Raw genomic sequence first — 19,510 nt, 5'->3', positions numbered from 1 at the left:
CCCGCATCGGTGAAAGCGCGCGGTTATCCGTCGGCACGGCAGGTGCGTCGAGGGCCGGATGGCTGCGCAAGAGTCGCGTCGCGCCCCTTGCCGCGCAGCTCATAACCCTGGCCCGCGTACCAGATGCCAGAGGCCGGCCGTTGCGAGGGCAGGCGCACCTTCCCGCTCGGCAAAGTGAGCGTCGCCACATCAGCCGCATTGTCGAACAGCGCAGTGAAGGTGAAGCCGTCGGCGCAGCGGAAGCGCGCCGTCACCTGATTGCCAGCGGCGGATCCCGCTTGGCCCGGCTGCGGCTTCAGGCCCGAGGCGGAGATATGCCAGCGGCGCTGTTCCGCCGTGGCGCCGTCGATATTGCCCGACCGGTGAAGCGTGATCGGGCCAGCAAGGACGAACGGCGCCCCTGTGCGCAGCGTTCCCGTGACCCGCACCGGCACGGTAACATAGCGCTGCCCGGCACCCGCCTCGATCGGGCCGGGCTCGCCCACCTCAGCCTTGAAGGTCCGGTATTTGGTGAAACTGGCCCCGAATTCTTCGGCGCTCATGCCCGACGCCGCGCCGCCTTGATCCCATAATGATCTGGCGGCTGCGAAGTCGTGCGCGGCGATCAGCGCCAGATATCGCTCCACCACGGCAGCCGCGCGATCGGCACCCGGCTCGACAGCCTCGTCGGCCGCGGATGGCGCATTCGTCTCTGCCTCCGCGTCCGGCGTCGCTGCCGCGGTCGGGGAGGGCGTGATCGCCGCGGAGGTGGTCGGGTTAGTGGCAGGGCGCGCAGTGATGGCGGCGCCGCTGCCTTTCAGTGACTGGGACGCATAGGCCCCAACCGACTCATGAGCAGCCCGCGCTGCATTACCGATATCGACCTGCTCGCCGGGCTGCTTGGACGAGCAGGCGGTGACCAGCAGCAGGGCCGCCGTACCGAGGCACGCCGTCCTGCCGCACCGGTCAGGGATTGAGGGCGACATCGTCTGGGTCGTCGAGATCTTCGTCTTCGCTGATCGACCCATCGTCGAATTCGTCCTGGACGACATCTTCCTCGATATCTTCCTCGTCCTGATCGGCCTCGTCGTCCTGCTCGGCGACCTGATCGTCGCGCATCAGCAGTTCGTCTTCCTCAGGGCCGTCATCCTCGTCATCCACGTCGATGTCGGGGTCCAGATCGGTGATGATCGTGCCGTCACCCGGCCCGTCCCGCGTCGCTTCCAGGATTTCGGCGCGCTGGCTTTCGTCATAGCCGTCTTCGTCGAAACCGTCGTCGCCCGTGCCTTGGCTCGTCACCTGATGGCCGCCCATGATAATCCTCCTGATGAGGCTGGTGGAACGGCCGCGACGCGCGCCCGGTTCCGGTCGGGCGCTCGCTTTCAGGCGGGATGAAACAATCGGCCGCGCTCGGTGACACCCGCCGCCAGCAGCGCAGCGAGTCCGGCGAGCAGGAAGGCGATGGTGAGTGGCGCGGTGGTCCCGTCGAATGACTGACCCACCACCATGCCCAGCGCCGATCCGATCGTGATCGACAGGAATCCCTGGACGCTGGAGGCTGTGCCGGCGATGTGCCCCATCCGCTCCATTGCCAGCGACGAGAAGTTCGATGTCGACAGTGCGAAACATGCGAGCGTCAGCGCCTGCGCCACGCCGAACGTCCACACATTCTCCCAGCCCGCGAGCACCAGCCCGAGGTGCGCGAGGCTGATCAGCGACAGTGCGACCACCGCGCCATGCCCCAGCCGGCGCATGCCAAGGCGCATCACCAGCCGCGAATTGGCGAGGTTGGCCAGCGCCATCGTGGCCGCGGTCGTAGCGAACACCACGATCAGCAGCTGCGGGCTGCCGAACGTCTCCGCCATGATCGGCTCGATCGTGCCGAGATAGCCGTAGAGCGCACCCGTCAGCGCCGCGGCAGCAAGCGAATAGCCCAGCGACAGCCGGTCGGTCAGCGCGATCCGCCATCCCGCCATGATCGGGCCGGGCTGGATCGGGCGGCGGTCCTCGGGGTGCTGCGTTTCGGGCAGGCGGATGGCGATCCATCCGGCGAGCAGAAGCGCCGCGCCGGCGATGATCCAGAAGATCGTTCGCCAGTCGCCGAACAGCAAAATGCCCGCGCCCAGCGCCGGGGCGGCGACAGGCACCGCCATGAACACCATGAAGGCGAGCGACATGATCCGCGCCATCGACCGGCCCGAGAAGCAGTCGCGCACCATCGCTACCGTCGCGACGCGGCATCCCGCGACGCACGATCCGCCGAGGAAGCGCGCGACCAGCAGCAAGGGGAAGCTTTGCGCCAGCGCCGCCAGAATGTTGGTCGCCGCATAGAGCGCCAGCACGACCAGCAGCAGCCGGCGCCGCCCGAACCGGTCGGTCAGCGGGCCATGGAGCAATTGCGCCACGCCGAAGCCGACGCCGAAGATCGTGATGACATATTGGCGGTCGTTGATGTCGGTGACGCCCAGCGCGCTGCCGATGTCGGGCAGCGCGGGCAGCATCGTGTCGATGCCGAGCGCCGCCATCGCCATCAACGACGCGGTGATCGCGATAAACTCGCCGATATGGATCGGGGCGCCGCGATCGACGTTGGCGACGGGAAGGGGCGCTGACATGGCGCGGCCCTAGGCGCGAACAGATGCTCTGTCAGCCGGCAAGCTGGGCAGCGCTGCCCAGCTTGCCGGCCCTGCTCGGGCGGGTTAGTGTGTTATGTTCGCAGTACACGAAAGGTTTGTTATGCGCTCGCTCGTTGTCCCGGTCGCCCTGCTGGCTCTTTCCCTGACTGCCTGCGATCGCGGCAATGACCAGGGCACGACGGTGTCGATCGACGCTGGCAATGGCGCCGCATCGGTCAATGGCGCGACCGGCGAGGTGAAGCTGGATACGCCGCTGCTCAAGGGATCGATCAAGCTGCCGCGTATGCAGTTCACGGGCGACAATTTCGATATCAATGGTGTCCATCTGTACCCGGGCACCAAGATCGGATCGATGAACGTCAACGCCGGCGGCCAGGAAGGCGACGGCGTTGTCCGGATGAGCTTCGAAAGCCCCGCCGCCGTCGCCACGGTGCGCGACTGGTTGCGCGATGAATTTGCCAAGGCCGGCACGACCGTGAAGGTGTCCGGCAACACGCTCAGCGGCGACACGGACGGCGAGCCTTTCCGCATCGATCTCCAGCCCGCGGGCAACCGCGCGCAGGGCACCGTCACCATCGGCGGCTAGGGCGAACGCCGGGCGCGATCGCACGCGCCGGCTGGTCCGGCGGCGCCTGCCGGGTGGCCTCAAGACTGGCGGCGGAACCGGCAGATGACTATGTGGCGCCTTTCATCTCTTAGTGATTGAGGCGTGTGTGATGCTTGATACTCCGCTGGCGAAGGTGCCGACCTTGAGCCTTGCCGATCAGGCGCGCGACCCCGATCGATTCGCGGCCGATCTTGGCGGGTCGTTCCGTCGTTTCGGCTTTGCGATCGTGGCCGACCATGGCGTCCCGCAGGAGCTGATCGACCGTGCGTGGCAGGAGACTCAGGAGCTGTTCGCGCTGCCCGAGGCCGAAAAGCGCGGCTATTTCGTCGAAGGCGCCGGCGGTGCGCGCGGCTACACGCCGTTCAAGACCGAGATCGCGAAGGACGCCAAGCACGTCGACCTGAAGGAATTCTGGCACGTCGGGCGCGAGCTGCCTGCCGGTCACCACTATGCCGACGAAATGCCCGCCAATGTGTGGCCGGCCCGTCCCGAGGGGTTCCGCGACACGTTCATCGAGCTGTTCCGGGCGTTCGACACCGCTGGCGACAAGCTGCTTTCCGCGATCGCCCGCGACCTTGGCTTGGCGCCTGACTGGTTCGATCCGGCGGTGAAGGACGGCAATTCAGTGCTCCGCCTGCTCCACTATCCGCCGATCCCGGCGGACGCTGAGGGCGTCCGCGCCGGCGCACATGAGGATATCAACCTCATCACGCTTCTGCTCGGTGCCGAAGAAGCCGGGCTCGAACTGCTCGACCGCGACTCGGGCCGCTGGCTGGCGATCAAGCCGCCGCAGGGCGCTATGGTCGTCAACGTCGGCGACATGCTGCAGCGGCTGACCAACCACGTCCTGCCGTCGACCACGCACCGCGTTGTCAATCCGCCGCCCGAGCGTCGCGGCCATTCGCGTTATTCGATGCCGTTCTTTCTGCACCCCGCGCCCGACTTCATGATCGAGACGCTGCCGCAGACGATCACGCCCGAAAACCCGAACCGCTATCCGACGCCGATCACCGCCAACGGCTATCTGCGCCAACGGCTGGTCGAAATCGGCCTCATCAAGAAGTAAGCGGAAGCGCCGGCCCGCGGGTGCCGCCAGCGCGGCGGCACCTGCGGACGGGCCGATCGGACTTAGCGGCTGGCGATTTCCTTCGCGCCGCCGCCGATGGCGGCTTCATTGGCAGCGATCGTCATCTGCGCATCGCTACGCGGCGCCGGCATGTCACCCGAATAGGAAATGTCGGTCACCTCGACAGTGGCACCCATCTCGGTCGCGGCGAACAGCTTCTTGGCAAAGCTCGCCGGCACCCGGATGCAGCCATGCGACGCCGGGAAGCCCGGGTTCTTGCCGGCATGGATCGCGATCCCGTCCCACGTCAGCCGCTGCATGAACGGCATCGGCGCATTGTCGTAGAGGTTGGAGCGGTGCATCTCCTTCTTCTGAAGGATCGTGAACACCCCGACCGGGGTTTCCTTGCCTTCCTTGCCGGTCGACACGGTCGACACCGCGACCAGCGCATCGCCGCGATAGACATAGGCCTTCTGGTCGGGGATGCTGATCAGGATGCTCACCGGACCGGCATCGACATCATTTTCCCACAGATATTTGCCCGGCGCGAGCGTCGCCGCGGCTTCCACCAGCGCAACGGCGGAGGAGGTGACATTGGCGCCGCCGATCGTCGCGGACGACGCCGTTGACGTTGACGTATCCGCCATGGCGGGCATAGACGTGATGGCTGCCAGTCCGAAGGCAGCCGGCAGCAAGGCGCGAATCATGCGCATGGAGCGACCCCATTTTATTGTGGTGGCCCGATCATCGGGCCGTCGGATCATTAACGCGCGCTATTGACATTTGTGCCATACGATGAGCCGCGCGATTTGCGGGACGGATGCACGCGATTGCGGCCTATTGGTTCCCGTGCGGGCAGATTTTTCACCTTTTCCCTGCTATACAGTTGCTTAGCGGGAAGGGACTGCAAGATTGATGGCGAAGATGAGTGAAACGGCGTCCACGCGCCGCGGATTGTTGAAGACGGCGGGTGCGCTGGCGGGGGCGATGGTTATTCCGGACGCGGTGTCTGCCGCGATGCGGGCGGCCGAGCCGCGGCAGGTGCCGCTCACGTCGTCCGGCCTTGCGCCCGTCCGTCCCGCACCGCGCGCGGTGCCAAGCTCGCCGCGCGTTGTGCGTCCGGAATTGATGCGGGAGGCGCTGGCTGCGCTGGAGCGTCACGGCAACACGATCAAGCTGCGCGACCGGATCGTCATCGCTGACTTCTCGGCGCCCTCATCGCAGCCGCGCTTCCACTTCATCGATCTGGTCAGCGGCAAGAGCGTGTCGAAGCTGGTTGCCCATGGCAGCGGCTCGGATCCGGGGCACACCGGTTTCCTGCAGCGCTTCTCGAACAGGAACGGCTCGAACGCCTCGTGCGAGGGCGCCTTCCTGGCCGACAATTATTATGTCGGGAAGCATGGCCGGTCGCAGCGGCTGATCGGGCTCGATCCGACCAACAACAATGCGCTGGAACGGGCGATCGTGGTGCATGGCGCCTGGTATTCGAACCCGGACATGATCCGGACGCACGGCCGCCTCGGCCGCAGCCAGGGTTGCTTCGCCGTCGGTGAGCGCGAACTGGCGGAAACGTTCGATCGTCTCGGCCAGGGCCGGATGATCTACGCCGCGAAGGTCTGACGTCGCGTTGCGCTTCGGGCTCGGCCGATCAGCCGGGCCCATAGCAGTTCCTCCAGTCCCGCATGGCCCAGCCCCAGATGGGGCGGCCGCACGCTGAGCGCCCCGCTAAGGCTCAGCGTGCCCGACCGAAGCGAGGCGCGCGCCACATCGGCCCAGCGCCGCGCCGTTGCCCAGCGTATCAGCCGGATATCCGACGCCTCGCACGGTTGCTCGCTGAAGAACGCCTGCTGCAATCGCACCAATATATCGCCCAGCCGGGTCAGCGTTGCGCGGTCGGGTACCGGCTGGCGATGCATCAGATGCTCCACCACCAATGCTGCTGCGTCCTCGGCCTGGGCGCCCAGCACCGGCGAATAGGCCATCTCCAGCACCCGCCGGGCGCTCGCCAGCATAATATCCTCATACCGCTGCGACGCGCCGCCGGCATGGCGCCGATAGGCGAGCAGCGGCGTGTCGATCCGCGCGATCGGCCCCAGCGCGGAGAGGCGATGGTAAAGGTCGAAATCCTCTGCATACAGAATGTCGGGCCGGGTGAACGGCTCCAGCCGCCGCGCGGCATCGGCCCGCACCATCACCGACGACCAGACAAACGGATTCTCGATCCGGATCAGCCAGCGCAGCAGCGCCGGCGTGCTGTGCGCGACATGCGGCGAGGGCAGAAGGCGCGCGCCGTCCAGCACCTCGGTCGCACTGGCCACCATCACTGTGTCCGGATGCGCGTCGAGATAGGCGACTTGCTCTTCAAAGCGCGCCGGCAGGCACAGGTCATCCTGATCCAGCCCGGCGATGTAGCGGCCGCGCGCCTCGGCCACCGCGCGGTTGCGCGCCCGCACCGGTCCGCCGTTCTTCGGCAAGGCGATCATCCGCACGCGCGGGTCGGGCCAGTGACGCAGCAATTCGCGCGTCGTGTCGGTCGAGCAATCGTCGACCACGATCACCTCGAAATCGCCCATGGTCTGCTTTTGCAGCGTGGCGAGCGTCGCGGGCAGCAGCGCCGCGCCATTATACGCCGCCATGATGACGCTGACGACGGGCGCGCCGGTCACGCCGCGGCTCGCGTCCGTCCGGCCAGGAGCTGATCGACGATCATCATGCCGACGTCGTTCTGCCACAGCCATAGTCCGTTCGCCTGACCGACGAAGCTCGCCTCGCCGCCCAGCCGGCCATGCGGGACGAAGCCGGCGGCAAGGCCGATGCCATAAAGGCCGGGGATCGGCGCGCCCGTCGCATTACGGATGCGGCAGGCGTCGTCGACCATCGGCGCGCCGGTATGCGCCGCCAGCGGCACGGCCCGGCCGTCGCTCTCCTCCAGCGGCAGCGCGCGCGGGCGGTATCCAAGCGCGGCAATCACCAGATCGGCCTCCGCCAGAATGTCGCGCGCCACCTGATCCTCGTCACCCGCGACGCGGTGAAGCGCGACGCGCGGCTCGGGCGAGCGACCATCGATGCCCAGCATCCTCAGCACCAGCTCGCGCGCCTCCAGTCGGAAGCCCGCCAGGCGGTAGACGAAGCCCGATACCGGACAGATGTCGCCGGGGCCGAAATCGGTAAAACCGTCGGCATGGGCCGCCTCGACCGAATGGTAGAATGGGCGCAGCGGCCGGCGGTGGAGCAGCGTGATGCCACCCGCGCCAAACGGCAGCGCCGGCCGTTCGCGCAAGAGCAGGGCGACGGTGGTCAGCGCGCTGGTCGAGCCGCCGATCACCGCCACGCGCGGGCTGCGCTTTTGCGACAGAAGGTCGGCGACCATCTCGAACCCGCCGCGCGCCAGCACGGAATCGGACTGAAGCAGCCGGTTGCCCGCGATTTCCATCAATGGCACCCCCGCCACGGTCTGCGTCACGAGCCGATCGAGCGGCTGATGGCCACCCGTCGCGATCACCAGATTGCGCGCCACGCGTTCGCTGTCGTTGTGGGTGGCGCCATCGCGCAGGCGGACGTGCCACAGCCCGTCCTTGCGCCGCGCGGACAGCGCCTCGGTGTTGGTCAGCACGGTCCCGCCCTGCGCGGTGACGCTGGCGTGCAGCCGATCGCCGATCGCACGGAGCAGCGGGCCGACTTCGGCCAGCGGCACGCCCAGCGAGGCGCGGTGCCGCGCGACGGCCAGCGCCGCCGGATGGTCGGTCAGCGTGGCGATCGCGCGGTCGGGGTTGTTCTCGATCGCCGACAGGAACGTCTGCGCGGTCGAATCCGACGTGATGGCGTAGCGGCCAAGTTGCCCGCCGCCGATCGCCGAATCTCGCTCCACGATCACCAGCCCGCGTGACAGCTCGGGCAGCAGGCCGTGGCGGCTGGCGGCGGTCAGCATCGCCGTGCCGGCCGGGCCGCCGCCGATGATCATTGTTTCCGCCACCGGCGGCGTCGAAACCGCCATCGGCCGGCTGCGCCGCGCCACCACCCGGTCGAGCGTGGCGACGACATGCGCGACATCGTCGGTGGTCATCGCATCCGACAGCGGCAGCGACAGCAGACGCCCGCCGACCATGTCGGCGACCGGCGTCTGTTCGACATGCGCGATGCTGCGGATCCACGGCTGCTCGCCCAGGTGCGGGCTGAAATATTTGCCTGCGCCAATCCCTTCCTCGGCCAGCCGCGCGATGATCGCGTCGCGCTCGTGCGTGCGCTCGGACGGCAGCAGGAGCGGGAAGAAGCCCAGCGCCTGTTGTCCGGGCCGCCGCGCCTGCGTGACGTACCGGCCAGCAACCCTGGTACGGTACGCGCTGGCCAGTGTCTCGCGGTGGCGCGACACCGCCGCAAAATCCTGCAGCCGCGCCTGCGCGACCAACGCCATCGCCTCGGGCAGCTTGGCGTTCAGGCCGGGCAGGGTGGCGGTGCGCGGAGCGGTGAAGCCGAAATTGGCCATCGCGCGCAGCCGCTCGATCCGGTCGGAATCGGCGCAATGGATCAGGCCGCCCTCCTGCGTCGCGAACGGCTTGGTCGCGTGCATCGAGAATACGACCGGGAAGGGCGCCCCTGCGCCAAAGCCGGTGCCCGCGGCATCGGTGGTGCCCAGCGATGCCGCCGCGTCGACAACCACCGCGACGCCAAAGCGGTTGGACAACCAGCGATAGCGGTCCAGGTCGATGCCATAGCCAAAGGTCGCGTAGGGAACGATGGCCGCGATCTGCGCGCCATATCGTTCCAGCAGTTCCTCTTCCTCCTCGGCCGCGGCTGCCCAATTATCGGCGTCGATATCGCACACCAGCGGGGTCAGCCCGGCCCACCACGCCGCCTGCGCGGTCGCGGCAAAGGTCAGCGCCGGCATCAGCGCAAATCGTCCCGCCGGCCCGTCGCTCACCGCGTCGCGCAGCGAGATCATCAGGCCCAGCGTCGCATTCGCCACCGCCAGGCACGCGCCCTGGCCGCCGAACAGCCGCTCGGTCGCCTCCGCCTCGAACGCGCGGAGCACCGGGCCGTTGTTGCTGTAGATCCCCGATTCCTCGATCCGCGCGAGGCCCTCGGCAAGGGCGCTCAGCCGCGGCGGGTGCGGCGTAATCAACGGCAAGCGTTTCATTGGACGGTTTTTCCTCCCGTCCGCCGTCTTGCCTGATGCGGCCTAAGACTTGGTTACCCGGCGGTCATATTCGGCAAGTTCATACGCGATCGATGCCTCGACCAGCGCATCCCACAATTGCGCAATTGCTTGTTCCGGCAGGCCAAGTTCCGCCGCATGAGCGCTGGCATTGGCAATGACTTCGGCCTTGCGCCGCTCGTCGCGCACGTGCGAGCGTTCGGGCTTGATGCGGGCGGCGGCATCCATGTAGTCGAACCGGCGGCGCAGCATCGCGATAAGCTCGCGGTCCAGCTGGTCCACGCCGGCGCGTACCTCGGCCATGGTCGTGCATTCTTGTCCGGGAAGGGTCGTCATGGCGGCGCCTTGGCCGCGCGACGCGGGCCTGTCCAGCTTGACTTGCAGGGGCCCTGCGGCTAGGCGCGCCGCTTCGCGACCGCCCCTGCATCCCGGTGAAGCAGGTGGCCTGCCCGTTTTCGTGACGGTCGGTGCGATACCGGGGCCAACGTTGTTAGCAAATCGAAGGAAAGACGATGTCGAAGCGCCATAGCGCCAAGCACAAGCTCGATCGCCGTTTGGGCGAAAACATCTGGGGTCGTCCCAAGAGCCCGGTCAACAAGCGTGAATATGGCCCCGGCCAGCACGGTCAGCGCCGCAAGGGCAAGGTGTCGGACTACGGCATCCAGCTGCGCGCGAAGCAGAAGCTGAAGGGCTATTACGGCGATGTGACCGAGAAGCAGTTCCGTCACTGCTACGACGAGGCTGCCCGGATGAAGGGCGATACCTCGCAGAACCTGATCGGCCTGCTTGAGCGCCGCCTCGACATGATCGTGTACCGTGCGAAGTTCGCGCCGACGATCTTCGCTGCGCGCCAGCTCGTCAGCCACGGCCACGTCTATGTGAACGGCGTGAAGTGCAACATCGCGTCGCGTCGTTGCGCGGTGAACGACGAGATCACCATCGGCAAGAAGGCGCAGGAAATGGCGCTGGTGCTCGAGGCACAGAGCCTCGCCGAGCGCGATGTGCCTGACTATGTCGTTCAGGACGGCACCACCAAGGTCACCTTCATCCGCGTACCGACGCTGGACGAAGTGCCGTACCCGGTGAAGATGGAACCGAACCTCGTGGTCGAGTTCTACAGCCGCTGATCTGTCGCTCCGGCACTTGCCGGAGCCACGATGGCCAAGAAAAAGGGCGGTCCCGGTCGGGGCCGCCCTTTTTCGTTCTGCTCACATCTTCATGCTCACATCTTCATGGACGTGCGCAGGAAGGCATCGGCCTTCTCCAGCATGTCGGCGCGGACCGATCCGTCACTAAGCGAACGGGCGACCCCCGGATATTCGATCAACTGCACCGGCTTGCCCGCGTTGCGCAGCCGCGACTGCATCAGGCGCGATGCCTCGATCCCGACGTTGAGGTCGAGGTCGCCGTGGAACAGCAGCACTGGCGCCTTGATCGCGGCGGCATTCTGCGCCGGCGATCCCTCGCGCAGGTGCGGGCCCGATCCGATCATCGCCGCGATTTGCGGATAATATCGATTGTCGAGCCATTGGTCCTTCAATGACACCATATCGGTGACCGGCGCGATCGCCACCACCGCGCGGTACAGGTCCGGATCGAGCACTTGCGATTGCAGCGCCGCATAGCCGCCGTAGGACCAGCCGACGATTCCCAGGCGTGATGCGTCGGCAATGCCCTGCTTCACCAACCACCGCCCGGCGTCGTTGACGTCCCCGATCGCGGTGCGCCACGATTGGAAGCCATTGTTTCGGAACCACTCGCTGCCATAGCCGGCCGATCCGCGGAAATTGGGCTGGAGTACCGCATAGCCCCGAGCCGCGAAGAACTGGACGAACCAGTCGAACCCCCATTCGTCGCGCGCGCTCGGCCCGCCATGCGGCATCACGATCGCGGGCAGGTTCTTGCCATCACGGCCGACCGGCAGCGTGAGATAGCCCGGGATCATCGTGCCGTCGGCCGCCGGGAAGGACACCGCCTTCATCGGCGCCAGCTTCATCGTCGCCAGTTCGGGCCGTGCGGGCGCGATCTCGGTCAGTCGTTTGCTTGCCTTCTGGAACACATAGTATCGACCCGGATCGATATCGCTGTGGGTATAGAGCAGCAGCGTGTTCTCGTCCGTGCTCGCGTCGATGAACGATACCGCCGGCTGGTTCGGCAGCGCCTTGCTCAGCGCCTCGGACAGCGCGTGCAGCTCCTTGTCGAAGAAGACGGCGGTGCGCTTGTCGGTGGCGAAGCTGCCGCCGACGACGCGCTGCTGCCGACCGATGCGCATCAGGCCGTCGACATCGACCTGGGGGTGCGACAGCACCAGTTCGCGCTTCATCGACCCGTCCAGCGCGATCCGCCACAGGCCCCTCCGGCCCCCGGCATCCTCAAATCCGTAGGCGACGTTCAGCTTGGGATCGACCGCATAGGGATTGAACCCCTTCCACGTCGCGCCCACCAACTCCCGCTTGCTGAGCGGTTCCCATTCGGTCGCCTCCGCCCGCCGGTAGAAATAGTTGATGACGTTGCTGGAGTAACCCGTGCCGGCGATCGGGCGCACCCCCATGATGCGGATCGTGCCGACGCCGTCGGTGATATATTCCACCGCATCGCGGCGTGGCCGCACGGTCGGTCGCCGCTCCAGCGTTGACAGGTTCACGCGTTCGACGCCCAGGCCGTACGCATCCTTCTGCACCAGCCGCCCGATTGACGTTTCCGGCACATAGGTACGCAGCAGCAGGATGTTGCCCTTGCTGTCGCCCGTCAGATCGACGACGTCGCCGCCGTAGCGGCTGCCGAACAGCGACCGGTCGTTTGCGCGCGCGGTCACGATCTTGAAGTTCTTGCCGTCGACGTCGACGGAAACCAGCCGCGAAAAGGCCTCGACCGCGCCGGCGTGGCGCAACTCGACCTCTACCCGGCAGATCAGCCGCGTGTCCGTCGCCCAGTTGCACGTTCTCAAGTGGTCGCCTTCGCCGCTCGATCGCATGATCGACGCCGGGTCGCCGCCCTTCAGCGGCTCGGCGATCAGCAACGCCGTTTCGCGGTTCTTGCCCGGCACCACCATGGCGACCCTGGTGCCATCGGGCGACAGGCTGATATCCTCCATCGAGTATCGCGCGCCAAAGGCGCGGGCCATCGCGGCGGCATCCTGTGCCTGCGCCGACAATGGCAGCATCGTCGTCAGCAGCGCCGTCGCGAACACGCGGCGCGTCCATCCTCTCGTCATGTTTTTGTTTCCCCCTTTCAGCTTCCTGCCGCCCGATCGTTACGCTGGCAAGCCACCACGGCGGCGCGTTGCGGGGCGGCGGTGAAGTTGTAAGGGAGGAGGGATAAATGTTGCTGATGAGGTCGCCTTGATGCGTTCGTTGCTTGTCTCCTTCCTGGCGCTGACCGTTGCCACCCCCGCGCTGGCGCAGACTGCGCCGGCCGCCGCGCCGCCGGCCCCGGCCTTCTCGCTCGATACGCTGAAGACGGTCACTCAGGTCCTGTCGTCGGACGAGTTCGAGGGTCGCGCGCCGACCACCGCGGGCGAGGAGAAGACGATCGACTATCTGGTGAAGCGGTTCTCGGCCGCCGGGCTGAAGCCGGGCAACAAGGGCCAGTGGACGCAGGACGTGCCGATGGTGGAGCTCACCGCTCAGGACGTGACGCCCTTCACCGCGACCGGCGGCAAGGCGCCCGTCACCTTCAACTACCGCACCGACATGGTCGTCGGCACCTACCGCGTCGTGCCGCAGGTCAGCCTGAAGGACAGCGAACTGGTCTTTGTCGGCTATGGCATCAACGCCCCCGAAAAGGGCTGGAACGATTATGCCGGGCTCGACGTGAAGGGGAAGACGGTCGTCATCCTCGTCAACGATCCCGATTGGCAGGTGAAGGAAGCAGGCGCCAATGCCGGGCCGTTCGAAGGCCGCGCGATGACCTATTACGGCCGCTGGACGTACAAGTTCGAGGAGGCGGCGCGGCAGGGCGCGGCCGGCGCGATCATCGTCCATGACACCGCCCCTGCTGCTTATGGCTGGTCGGTCGTCCAATCGTCCTGGACCGGCCCGCAATACGGGCTGGACGAACCCGGCAACCACATGGACCAGAGCCAGGTGATCGGCTGGATCCAGCTGCCCAAGGCGAAGGAGCTGTTCGCCGCCGCGGGCAAGGATTTCGACCAGTTGTCCGCCGCCGCCAAGCAGAAGGGCTTTCGCGCGGTGCCGCTCGGGCTGAAGCTGTCGGGCAGCTTCTCCAACCAGATCAAGCGCAGCATGTCGAAGAACGTCGTCGCCGTGCTGCCCGGCACCCAGGCCCCGGACGAGGTCGTGCTTTATTCGGCGCATTGGGATCATTTGGGCCGCTGTGATGCGGTCGATGGCGACGATATCTGCAACGGCGCGGCCGACAACGCGACCGGCACCGCCGGCCTCGTCGCCATGGCGGAGGCGTTCGCCAAGGCGGGCCCGGCGCGCCGCTCGGTCGCCTTCGTGGCGGTCACGGCGGAGGAAAGCGGGCTGCTGGGCTCCAAATATTATGCCGAAAACCCGATCTTCCCGCTCGGCAAGACGGTCGGCGGCGTCAACATGGACGTGCTGAACGTGCTCGGCGCCACCAAGGATTTCGAGATCACCGGCGCCGGCAAGTCGGAGCTGGAGGATATGGTGAAGCCGCTGCTCGCCGCGCAGGGTCGCCGCGTCTCGCCCGAATCCGCCCCCCAGGCGGGTGGCTATTACCGCTCGGACCATTTCAGCTTCGCCAAGCTCGGCGTGCCGATGCTGTCGGCCGGCAGCGGCGAGGATCTGGTGAGCGGCGGCGTGCTGGCCGGCAAGGCCGCGGCCAAGGACTATAATGTGAAACGCTATCACGGTCCGAAGGACGAATATGATCCCAACTGGAACTGGGACGGCGCGCTTCAGGACATGACCATTTATTATCAGCTCGGCCGGCAGCTCGCCGATGGCACGGCATGGCCGAACTGGTATCCCACCGCCGAGTTCAAGGCGATCCGCGATGCGTCGCGGCAGGAGGCGAAATGACCCGCGCACCCCGTCCCGAATGGGCACCTCACAAGGCGGTATGGATCGGTTTTCCGAGCCATCCCGAATTGTGGCAGGAGGATCTCGATCAGGCGCGCGACGAAGTGGTCGCCTTTGCCGCGGCGGTCCACGCCGATGGCAAGGGTGAGCAGGTGCTGCTTGTCGCCGCTGATGAGGAATCGGCCGAGGCGGCGCGTGCAATGGCGCCCTTCGCCACGGTGATCGTCGAGCTGTTCGGCGATATCTGGCTGCGCGACACGGGGCCGATTCTGGGCACCGACGGCGTCGCGCACAGCTTCCGCTTCAACGGCTGGGGCGGCAAGTACGACCTGCCGGGCGACGACAACGTGGGCCTTCGCCTCGCCGCCGAGCGCGGCCAGACGGCGGCGCGGCATGACTGGGTGCTTGAGGGCGGGGCGATCGACGGCGATGGCACCGGTCTCGTCGTCAGCACCGAACAATGCCTGCTGAACCCCAACCGCAACCCCGACCTCAGCCGCGCGCAGATCGAACAGCGGCTCCGCGACGACCTTGGCTATGATCGTGTGCTGTGGCTCGGCGACGGGCTGCTCAACGACCATACCGACGGCCATGTCGACAATCTTGCGCGCTTCGTAGGCGAGGGGCGGCTCGCACTGCCGGTTGCGGTCGAGAACGATCCCAATTGGCAGGTGTACCAGCAGGCCGCCGATCGCGCCCGCGCCTTCGGTGTGGAGGTCGTTCCCATCCCGTCGCCCGGCCGCGTGCTGCGCGATGATGAGGTCGTGCCGGCGAGCTACATGAACTTCTACATCGGCAACGCCGCCGTCGTGGTCCCGCTCTATGGTGCTGCCAATGACGATGCGGCGGTGGCTGCGATCCAGGCGATCTTCCCCGATCGCCGTGTCGTCGGCCTGCGCGCCGACGCGATCCTTACCGGGGGCGGCAGCTTCCACTGCATCTCGCAGCAGATCCCGGCCTGAACCTCTGGCGGCCCCCTCCCCGCCAGTCGGGGAGGGGGCCGTCGATCAGTTGCCGAACACGCGCGAGAAGATCGTGTCGACGTGCTTGTGGTGGTATCCCAAGTCGAATTCGGCATCGATCGCCTCGGGTGACAGCACCGCGGTCACTTCCGGATCGGCCTTCAGCAGCTCGTTCAGCGACAGCGCGCCGTCCGATTCCCACACCTTCATCGCGTTGCGCTGGACCAGCCGGTACGCATCCTCGCGGCTGACCCCCGCCTGCGTCAGCGCCAGCAGCACGCGCTGCGAATGGATCAGACCGCCCATCCGGTCCATGTTGCGCTGCATCCGCTCGGGATAGACCAGCAGCTTGTCGATCACGCCGGTCAGGCGGGCGAGCGCGAAGTCGAGCGTGATCGTCGCATCGGGGCCGATGTAGCGCTCCACCGACGAATGGCTGATGTCGCGCTCATGCCACAGCGCGACATTCTCCAGCGCCGGGGTGACATAGCCGCGCACCATCCGGGCAAGGCCGGTCAGGTTTTCGGTCAGCACAGGGTTGCGCTTGTGCGGCATCGCCGACGAGCCCTTCTGCCCGGGCGAGAAATATTCCTCCGCTTCCAACACTTCGGTGCGCTGCAAATGGCGAACCTCGGTCGCCAGCCGCTCGATTGAGCTCGCGACGACCCCCAGCGTGGCGAAGAACATCGCGTGGCGATCACGCGGGATGACCTGCGTCGACACCGGCTCCACCGTCAGCCCCAGCTTGGCGGCGACATGTTCCTCGACGCGCGGGTCGATGTTGGCAAAGGTGCCGACCGCGCCGGAAATGGCGCAGGTTGCGATCTCGGCCTTGGCGGCGACCAGCCGCGCGCGGCAGCGATCGAATTCGGCATAGGCCTGCGCCAGCTTCAGGCCGAACGTCACCGGCTCGGCATGGATGCCGTGGCTGCGCCCGATCGTCGGCGTGAACTTGTGCTCCTCGGCGCGGCGCCGGATCACCGCCAGCAGCGCGTCGAGATCGGCGATCAGGATGTCGCTCGCCCGCGCCAGCTGTACCGCAAGGCAGGTGTCGAGCACGTCGGAGCTGGTCATCCCCTGGTGCATGAAGCGCGCCTGATCGCCGACCTGCTCCGCCACCCAGGTGAGGAACGCGATGACGTCGTGCTTGGTCACCGCTTCGATCGCATCGATCGCCTCGACGTCGATCGCCGGGTTGGTCTGCCACCACGCCCACAGCGCGTCTGCCGCTTCGCGGGGCACGACGCCCAGATCGGCAAGCGCCTCGGTCGCATGCGCTTCGATCTCGAACCAGATGCGAAAACGGGCTTCGGGCGTCCAGATCGCCGTCATCTCAGGCCGGGAGTAGCGCGGAACCATGTGAATTTCCTCGGTCGTGCTGGGGCAACGGCTCATGGTTGAGTCGTTGCAAAAACAGGGCTGCGTGCCGGTAGCAGGCTCGCGCAGCCGCTTCAAATGGAGGATGGGGAACCGTATGTCCAAGTTATCGATTAATTGCGCCAAGTTGTCGTTCCGCAGTCAAGGTTGAAAGACAGGGCGTGCGTCACGACATTGAATATTACAAAGGAGAGAGATGATGCTTAAGAGCTTCATTCTGGCAAGTTCAATGCTCGTTGCTGCCCCCGTGCTTGCGCAGGGCGCGGCCGGGACTAAAGCTACGGCCTCAACCGCTTCGCCGGGCCCGGCCACAACGCCGCAGGCAGGCGCCCCCGCCCAGACGAGCGCCGCCGCACAGCCGAGCGCCGCTGCACAACCGAGCGCGCCCGCCCAGGCCGGTGGCGCCACCACGCAGGGCGCTGCGGCAGGCGGTGATCAGGTCGCCTCGATCGTGAATGCCGAGTTCGCCAGCTATGACAAAGATAGCAACGGCACGCTCGACAAGACCGAGTTTGCGGCCTGGATGGACGCGCTGAAGGCCAAGGCGCCGAACGCCAGCGCGAAACCGGCCGATCCGAAGTGGAATGACGCCGCCTTCGCCCAGGCCGACAAGGACAAGTCTGCCTCGGTCACCAAGGATGAACTGAGCGGCTTCCTCGGTAGCCCCGCCACCGCCGGCAGCCAGTAAGCCGGCGCACACGTCCGGGCGCCATCACCGCCCGGACGTCATCACGAAATCCCGCATACGGGCGGCCGCCAGACGATCGGTGGTCGTCCGTTTGCCGTTCGGCGGGAACATTGGCGGAATCTTTACGGCGTGATGGTACAGCCGCCGCATGACCCCGGTTTTCCTGACCATCGATACCGAGATCGCGTGGCGCCACCATGCTGCGGGGCTAGCGCCTGATGTTGTCGAAGCGCTCTCGATCGAGCCGGGCGGCGTGGGGCTCGGCTGGCAGCTGGCCATTCTGAAGCGCCACGGCCTGAAAGCGACCTTCTTCGTCGATCCGATGCCGGCGCTGGTATACGGGATCGAACCCTTCCGGCGCATCGTCGGCGCGGTGCGTGACGCAGGGCAGGAGGTTCAGCTTCACCTCCATCCCAATTGGATCGGCGCCAGTCTGGCTGACCGCGGCGCGCACGGCCCGTTCGAACTGATCGATTGTACGGCCGCCGATCAGCAGCGGCTGCTGGCCGACGCCGCGGCGCTGCTGGTCGAGGCCGGGGCACCGCCGCCGGTGGCGTTTCGCAGCGGCAGCTATTCGGCCAATGACGATACGCTTGCCGCGCTGGCGGCGATCGGCATCCTCTACGACAGCAGCCACAATGGCGCGCACCATCCCTGGCCCAGCGCGATCGGCCTGCCGCGCGCGCACATCGCGCCGGTCAGCCGGCAGGGTGTGGTCGAGGTACCCGTAACGGTGATCGAGGATCGCCCCGGCATCTTCCGCAACGTCCAGATCTGCGCGCTGTCGGCGGCCGAGACCCGCGCCGCACTCGATCACGCCATCGCTGCCGATCATGCCGCGATGACCATTGTCGGGCATAGCTTCGAACTCGCCAATCGCGCGGGCTTGTCGCCCAATCGTGTTCACGTTCGCCGGTTCGAGGCATTGTGCCGGCTGCTCGCCGCGCGGCGCGGCAAGGCGCCGACGGCGCATTTCGCCGATCACCCACGGCTGCGGCTTGACCGTGACGATCGCCCGTTGCCCGCCAACCGCTGGCGGCGCGGCCGCCGCCAGGTCGAGCAATTGTGGTCCAACATGGTTGCCGAGCGCGCGGCGTGACCAGCGCCGCGCTGCGCCTTCAGATCGGCGCCCGCACCATCGCCACCATTCCCCGCCGGCTGACCCGCGTCGCCCTTTCGCTCGATCAGGCGCTGGCCGGCGTCATGCCGCCCTTGCCGCCGCTCGATCCGGCGCAGGACGGCTATCTCGTCACCTCGCTGCCCGCCGGGATCGATCCTGACTGGCGCGGCGTGCTGTTCGAACGCCAGCGCTATACCCGTTATTATGTCGATCTGGCCGCGGGGGAGGCGGCATGGCGCGAAGCGCTGTCGCGGCAGACCCGATCCACGCTGAAGCGCAAGGCGAAGAAACTGGCCGCGGAATCGGGCGGCACGCTCGACGTGCGCTGCTTTCGCAGCGCCGATGATCTCGCCGTTTTTCACCCGATCGCTCGCCGCCTGGCGGAAAAGACCTATCAGGAACGGCTGATGGGTGCCGGCATTCCGAACGATCCCGCCTGGGTCGCTCACATGCTGGCATCGGCCGGTGAGGATCAGGTGCGCGCCTGGCTCCTCTATCTCGGCGATTGCCCCGCGGCGTACCTTTGGTGCGGGGCGGACGGAACCAAGGACGGGGCGACGCTGCGCTATGATTATGTCGGCCACGATCCGGCCTGGGCGTCGCTGTCGCCCGGCAGCGTCCTGATGGAGGCGGCGCTCGTCGACTTGTTTGCCGATCGATTCCAGCGCTTCGACTTCACCGAGGGGGAGGGGCAGCACAAACGCAGCATGGCAACCGGCGGGATCGAATGCCGCGACATGTTCATGCTCCGCCCGTCGCTGGCCAATCGCGGCGCGGTCGCGCTGGTCGGCGGGTTCGATGCGACGATGCGCGTGGCAAAGCGGCTGTCCGCCAGTCCTGCGCTTCGTGGGCTCGCCCACCGTATTCGCCGCGCCGGCTGATCCGTAGCGCGCGCGGGCGCCGTTGCGCCATGC

At 67.0% G+C, this 19,510-nt stretch carries 18 protein-coding genes; 9 read left to right on the top strand and 9 right to left on the bottom strand.

Going from position 1 to position 19,510, the window contains the following annotated elements; translation table 11 throughout:
• Window positions 1–23: 23 nt before the first annotated feature.
• From K0S66_RS06140 to K0S66_RS06130, 3 genes are all read right to left on the bottom strand, one after another.
• Window positions 24–965: an MliC family protein gene (locus tag K0S66_RS06140; RefSeq protein WP_301074373.1), complete on the bottom strand. Its 942-nt coding sequence runs from the start codon at window positions 963–965 to the stop codon at window positions 24–26.
• Complete coding sequence (locus K0S66_RS06135) at window positions 946–1,293, bottom strand: DNA primase (protein WP_301074371.1); 348 nt, start codon at window positions 1,291–1,293, stop codon at window positions 946–948. The genes K0S66_RS06140 and K0S66_RS06135 overlap by 20 nt, the downstream gene beginning before the upstream one ends.
• A 68-nt stretch (window positions 1,294–1,361) precedes the next feature.
• Window positions 1,362–2,594 (bottom strand): multidrug effflux MFS transporter, encoded by a 1,233-nt coding sequence (locus K0S66_RS06130; protein ID WP_301074370.1) that lies wholly within the window; start codon window positions 2,592–2,594, stop codon window positions 1,362–1,364.
• A 121-nt stretch (window positions 2,595–2,715) separates the two neighbouring features.
• Between K0S66_RS06130 and K0S66_RS06125 the strand changes: the two genes are divergently transcribed.
• Window positions 2,716–3,201 carry a hypothetical protein gene (locus K0S66_RS06125; protein ID WP_301074369.1) on the top strand — a complete coding sequence of 162 codons (486 nt, stop codon included), beginning with the start codon at window positions 2,716–2,718 and terminating at the stop codon, window positions 3,199–3,201.
• Between the two features lie 130 nt (window positions 3,202–3,331).
• Complete coding sequence (locus K0S66_RS06120; RefSeq protein WP_301074368.1) at window positions 3,332–4,288, top strand: 2-oxoglutarate and iron-dependent oxygenase domain-containing protein; 957 nt, start codon at window positions 3,332–3,334, stop codon at window positions 4,286–4,288.
• A gap of 62 nt (window positions 4,289–4,350) precedes the next feature.
• Here the strand turns inward: K0S66_RS06120 and K0S66_RS06115 are convergent, their stop codons facing one another.
• Entirely contained in the window at window positions 4,351–5,001 is a 651-nt protein-coding gene (locus K0S66_RS06115; protein ID WP_301074366.1) for a L,D-transpeptidase family protein, read from the bottom strand.
• Window positions 5,002–5,203: 202 nt separating this feature from the next.
• Here K0S66_RS06115 and K0S66_RS06110 point away from each other — a divergent pair, with 202 nt between their 5' ends.
• Window positions 5,204–5,908: a murein L,D-transpeptidase catalytic domain family protein gene (locus K0S66_RS06110; protein WP_301074364.1), complete on the top strand. Its 705-nt coding sequence runs from the start codon at window positions 5,204–5,206 to the stop codon at window positions 5,906–5,908.
• Here the strand turns inward: K0S66_RS06110 and K0S66_RS06105 are convergent.
• The 3 genes from K0S66_RS06105 to K0S66_RS06095 are packed head-to-tail and all read right to left on the bottom strand — an operon-like array spanning window position 5,890 to window position 9,776.
• Window positions 5,890–6,954, bottom strand: a complete 1,065-nt coding sequence (locus K0S66_RS06105) for a glycosyltransferase family 2 protein (RefSeq protein WP_301074362.1) — start codon at window positions 6,952–6,954, stop codon at window positions 5,890–5,892. The genes K0S66_RS06110 and K0S66_RS06105 overlap by 19 nt on opposite strands.
• On the bottom strand, window positions 6,951–9,422 hold the full coding sequence (locus K0S66_RS06100) for a DegT/DnrJ/EryC1/StrS family aminotransferase (protein ID WP_301074361.1): 2,472 nt from the start codon (window positions 9,420–9,422) through the stop codon (window positions 6,951–6,953). Before K0S66_RS06100 ends, K0S66_RS06105 begins: the two co-directional genes overlap by 4 nt.
• Window positions 9,423–9,464: 42 nt before the next feature.
• Window positions 9,465–9,776: a chorismate mutase gene (locus tag K0S66_RS06095; RefSeq protein WP_301074359.1), complete on the bottom strand. Its 312-nt coding sequence runs from the start codon at window positions 9,774–9,776 to the stop codon at window positions 9,465–9,467.
• A 176-nt stretch (window positions 9,777–9,952) separates the two neighbouring features.
• Here K0S66_RS06095 and rpsD point away from each other — a divergent pair, with 176 nt between their 5' ends.
• Window positions 9,953–10,567, top strand: a complete 615-nt coding sequence (rpsD, locus tag K0S66_RS06090) for a 30S ribosomal protein S4 (protein WP_294442210.1) — start codon at window positions 9,953–9,955, stop codon at window positions 10,565–10,567.
• Window positions 10,568–10,662: 95 nt separating this feature from the next.
• Here the strand turns inward: rpsD and K0S66_RS06085 are convergent, their stop codons facing one another.
• Window positions 10,663–12,654 carry a S9 family peptidase gene (locus K0S66_RS06085; RefSeq protein WP_301074355.1) on the bottom strand — a complete coding sequence of 664 codons (1,992 nt, stop codon included), beginning with the start codon at window positions 12,652–12,654 and terminating at the stop codon, window positions 10,663–10,665.
• A gap of 130 nt (window positions 12,655–12,784) precedes the next feature.
• Between K0S66_RS06085 and K0S66_RS06080 the strand changes: the two genes are divergently transcribed.
• Together K0S66_RS06080 and K0S66_RS06075 are read left to right on the top strand one after the other, a co-directional pair.
• Window positions 12,785–14,449 (top strand): M28 family metallopeptidase, encoded by a 1,665-nt coding sequence (locus K0S66_RS06080; protein WP_301074354.1) that lies wholly within the window; start codon window positions 12,785–12,787, stop codon window positions 14,447–14,449.
• On the top strand, window positions 14,446–15,411 hold the full coding sequence (locus K0S66_RS06075) for an agmatine deiminase family protein (RefSeq protein WP_301074352.1): 966 nt from the start codon (window positions 14,446–14,448) through the stop codon (window positions 15,409–15,411). Before K0S66_RS06080 ends, K0S66_RS06075 begins: the two co-directional genes overlap by 4 nt.
• A gap of 45 nt (window positions 15,412–15,456) precedes the next feature.
• Here K0S66_RS06075 and purB read toward each other — a convergent pair whose 3' ends face one another.
• The gene (gene purB, locus K0S66_RS06070) at window positions 15,457–16,770 is read right to left on the bottom strand and encodes an adenylosuccinate lyase (RefSeq protein WP_301074659.1); all 1,314 of its coding nucleotides are present in this window, start codon (window positions 16,768–16,770) and stop codon (window positions 15,457–15,459) included.
• 217 nt (window positions 16,771–16,987) lie between these two features.
• Here purB and K0S66_RS06065 point away from each other — a divergent pair, with 217 nt between their 5' ends.
• The 3 genes from K0S66_RS06065 (at window position 16,988) to K0S66_RS06055 (ending at window position 19,477) form a co-directional block, all read left to right on the top strand.
• Window positions 16,988–17,476, top strand: coding sequence for an EF-hand domain-containing protein (locus tag K0S66_RS06065; protein WP_301074351.1), 489 nt, complete (start codon window positions 16,988–16,990; stop codon window positions 17,474–17,476).
• A gap of 148 nt (window positions 17,477–17,624) precedes the next feature.
• On the top strand, window positions 17,625–18,575 hold the full coding sequence (locus K0S66_RS06060; protein ID WP_301074348.1) for a polysaccharide deacetylase: 951 nt from the start codon (window positions 17,625–17,627) through the stop codon (window positions 18,573–18,575).
• Complete coding sequence (locus tag K0S66_RS06055; protein ID WP_301074347.1) at window positions 18,572–19,477, top strand: GNAT family N-acetyltransferase; 906 nt, start codon at window positions 18,572–18,574, stop codon at window positions 19,475–19,477. The genes K0S66_RS06060 and K0S66_RS06055 overlap by 4 nt, the downstream gene beginning before the upstream one ends.
• Window positions 19,478–19,510: the final 33 nt, after the last annotated feature.

It is taken from the genome of Sphingomonas sp. (assembly GCF_029239295.1).
Lineage (GTDB): Bacteria > Pseudomonadota > Alphaproteobacteria > Sphingomonadales > Sphingomonadaceae > Sphingomonas.
The sequence above is the reverse complement of the archived record's forward strand: the minus strand, read 5'-3'. Positions and strand labels throughout refer to the sequence as shown.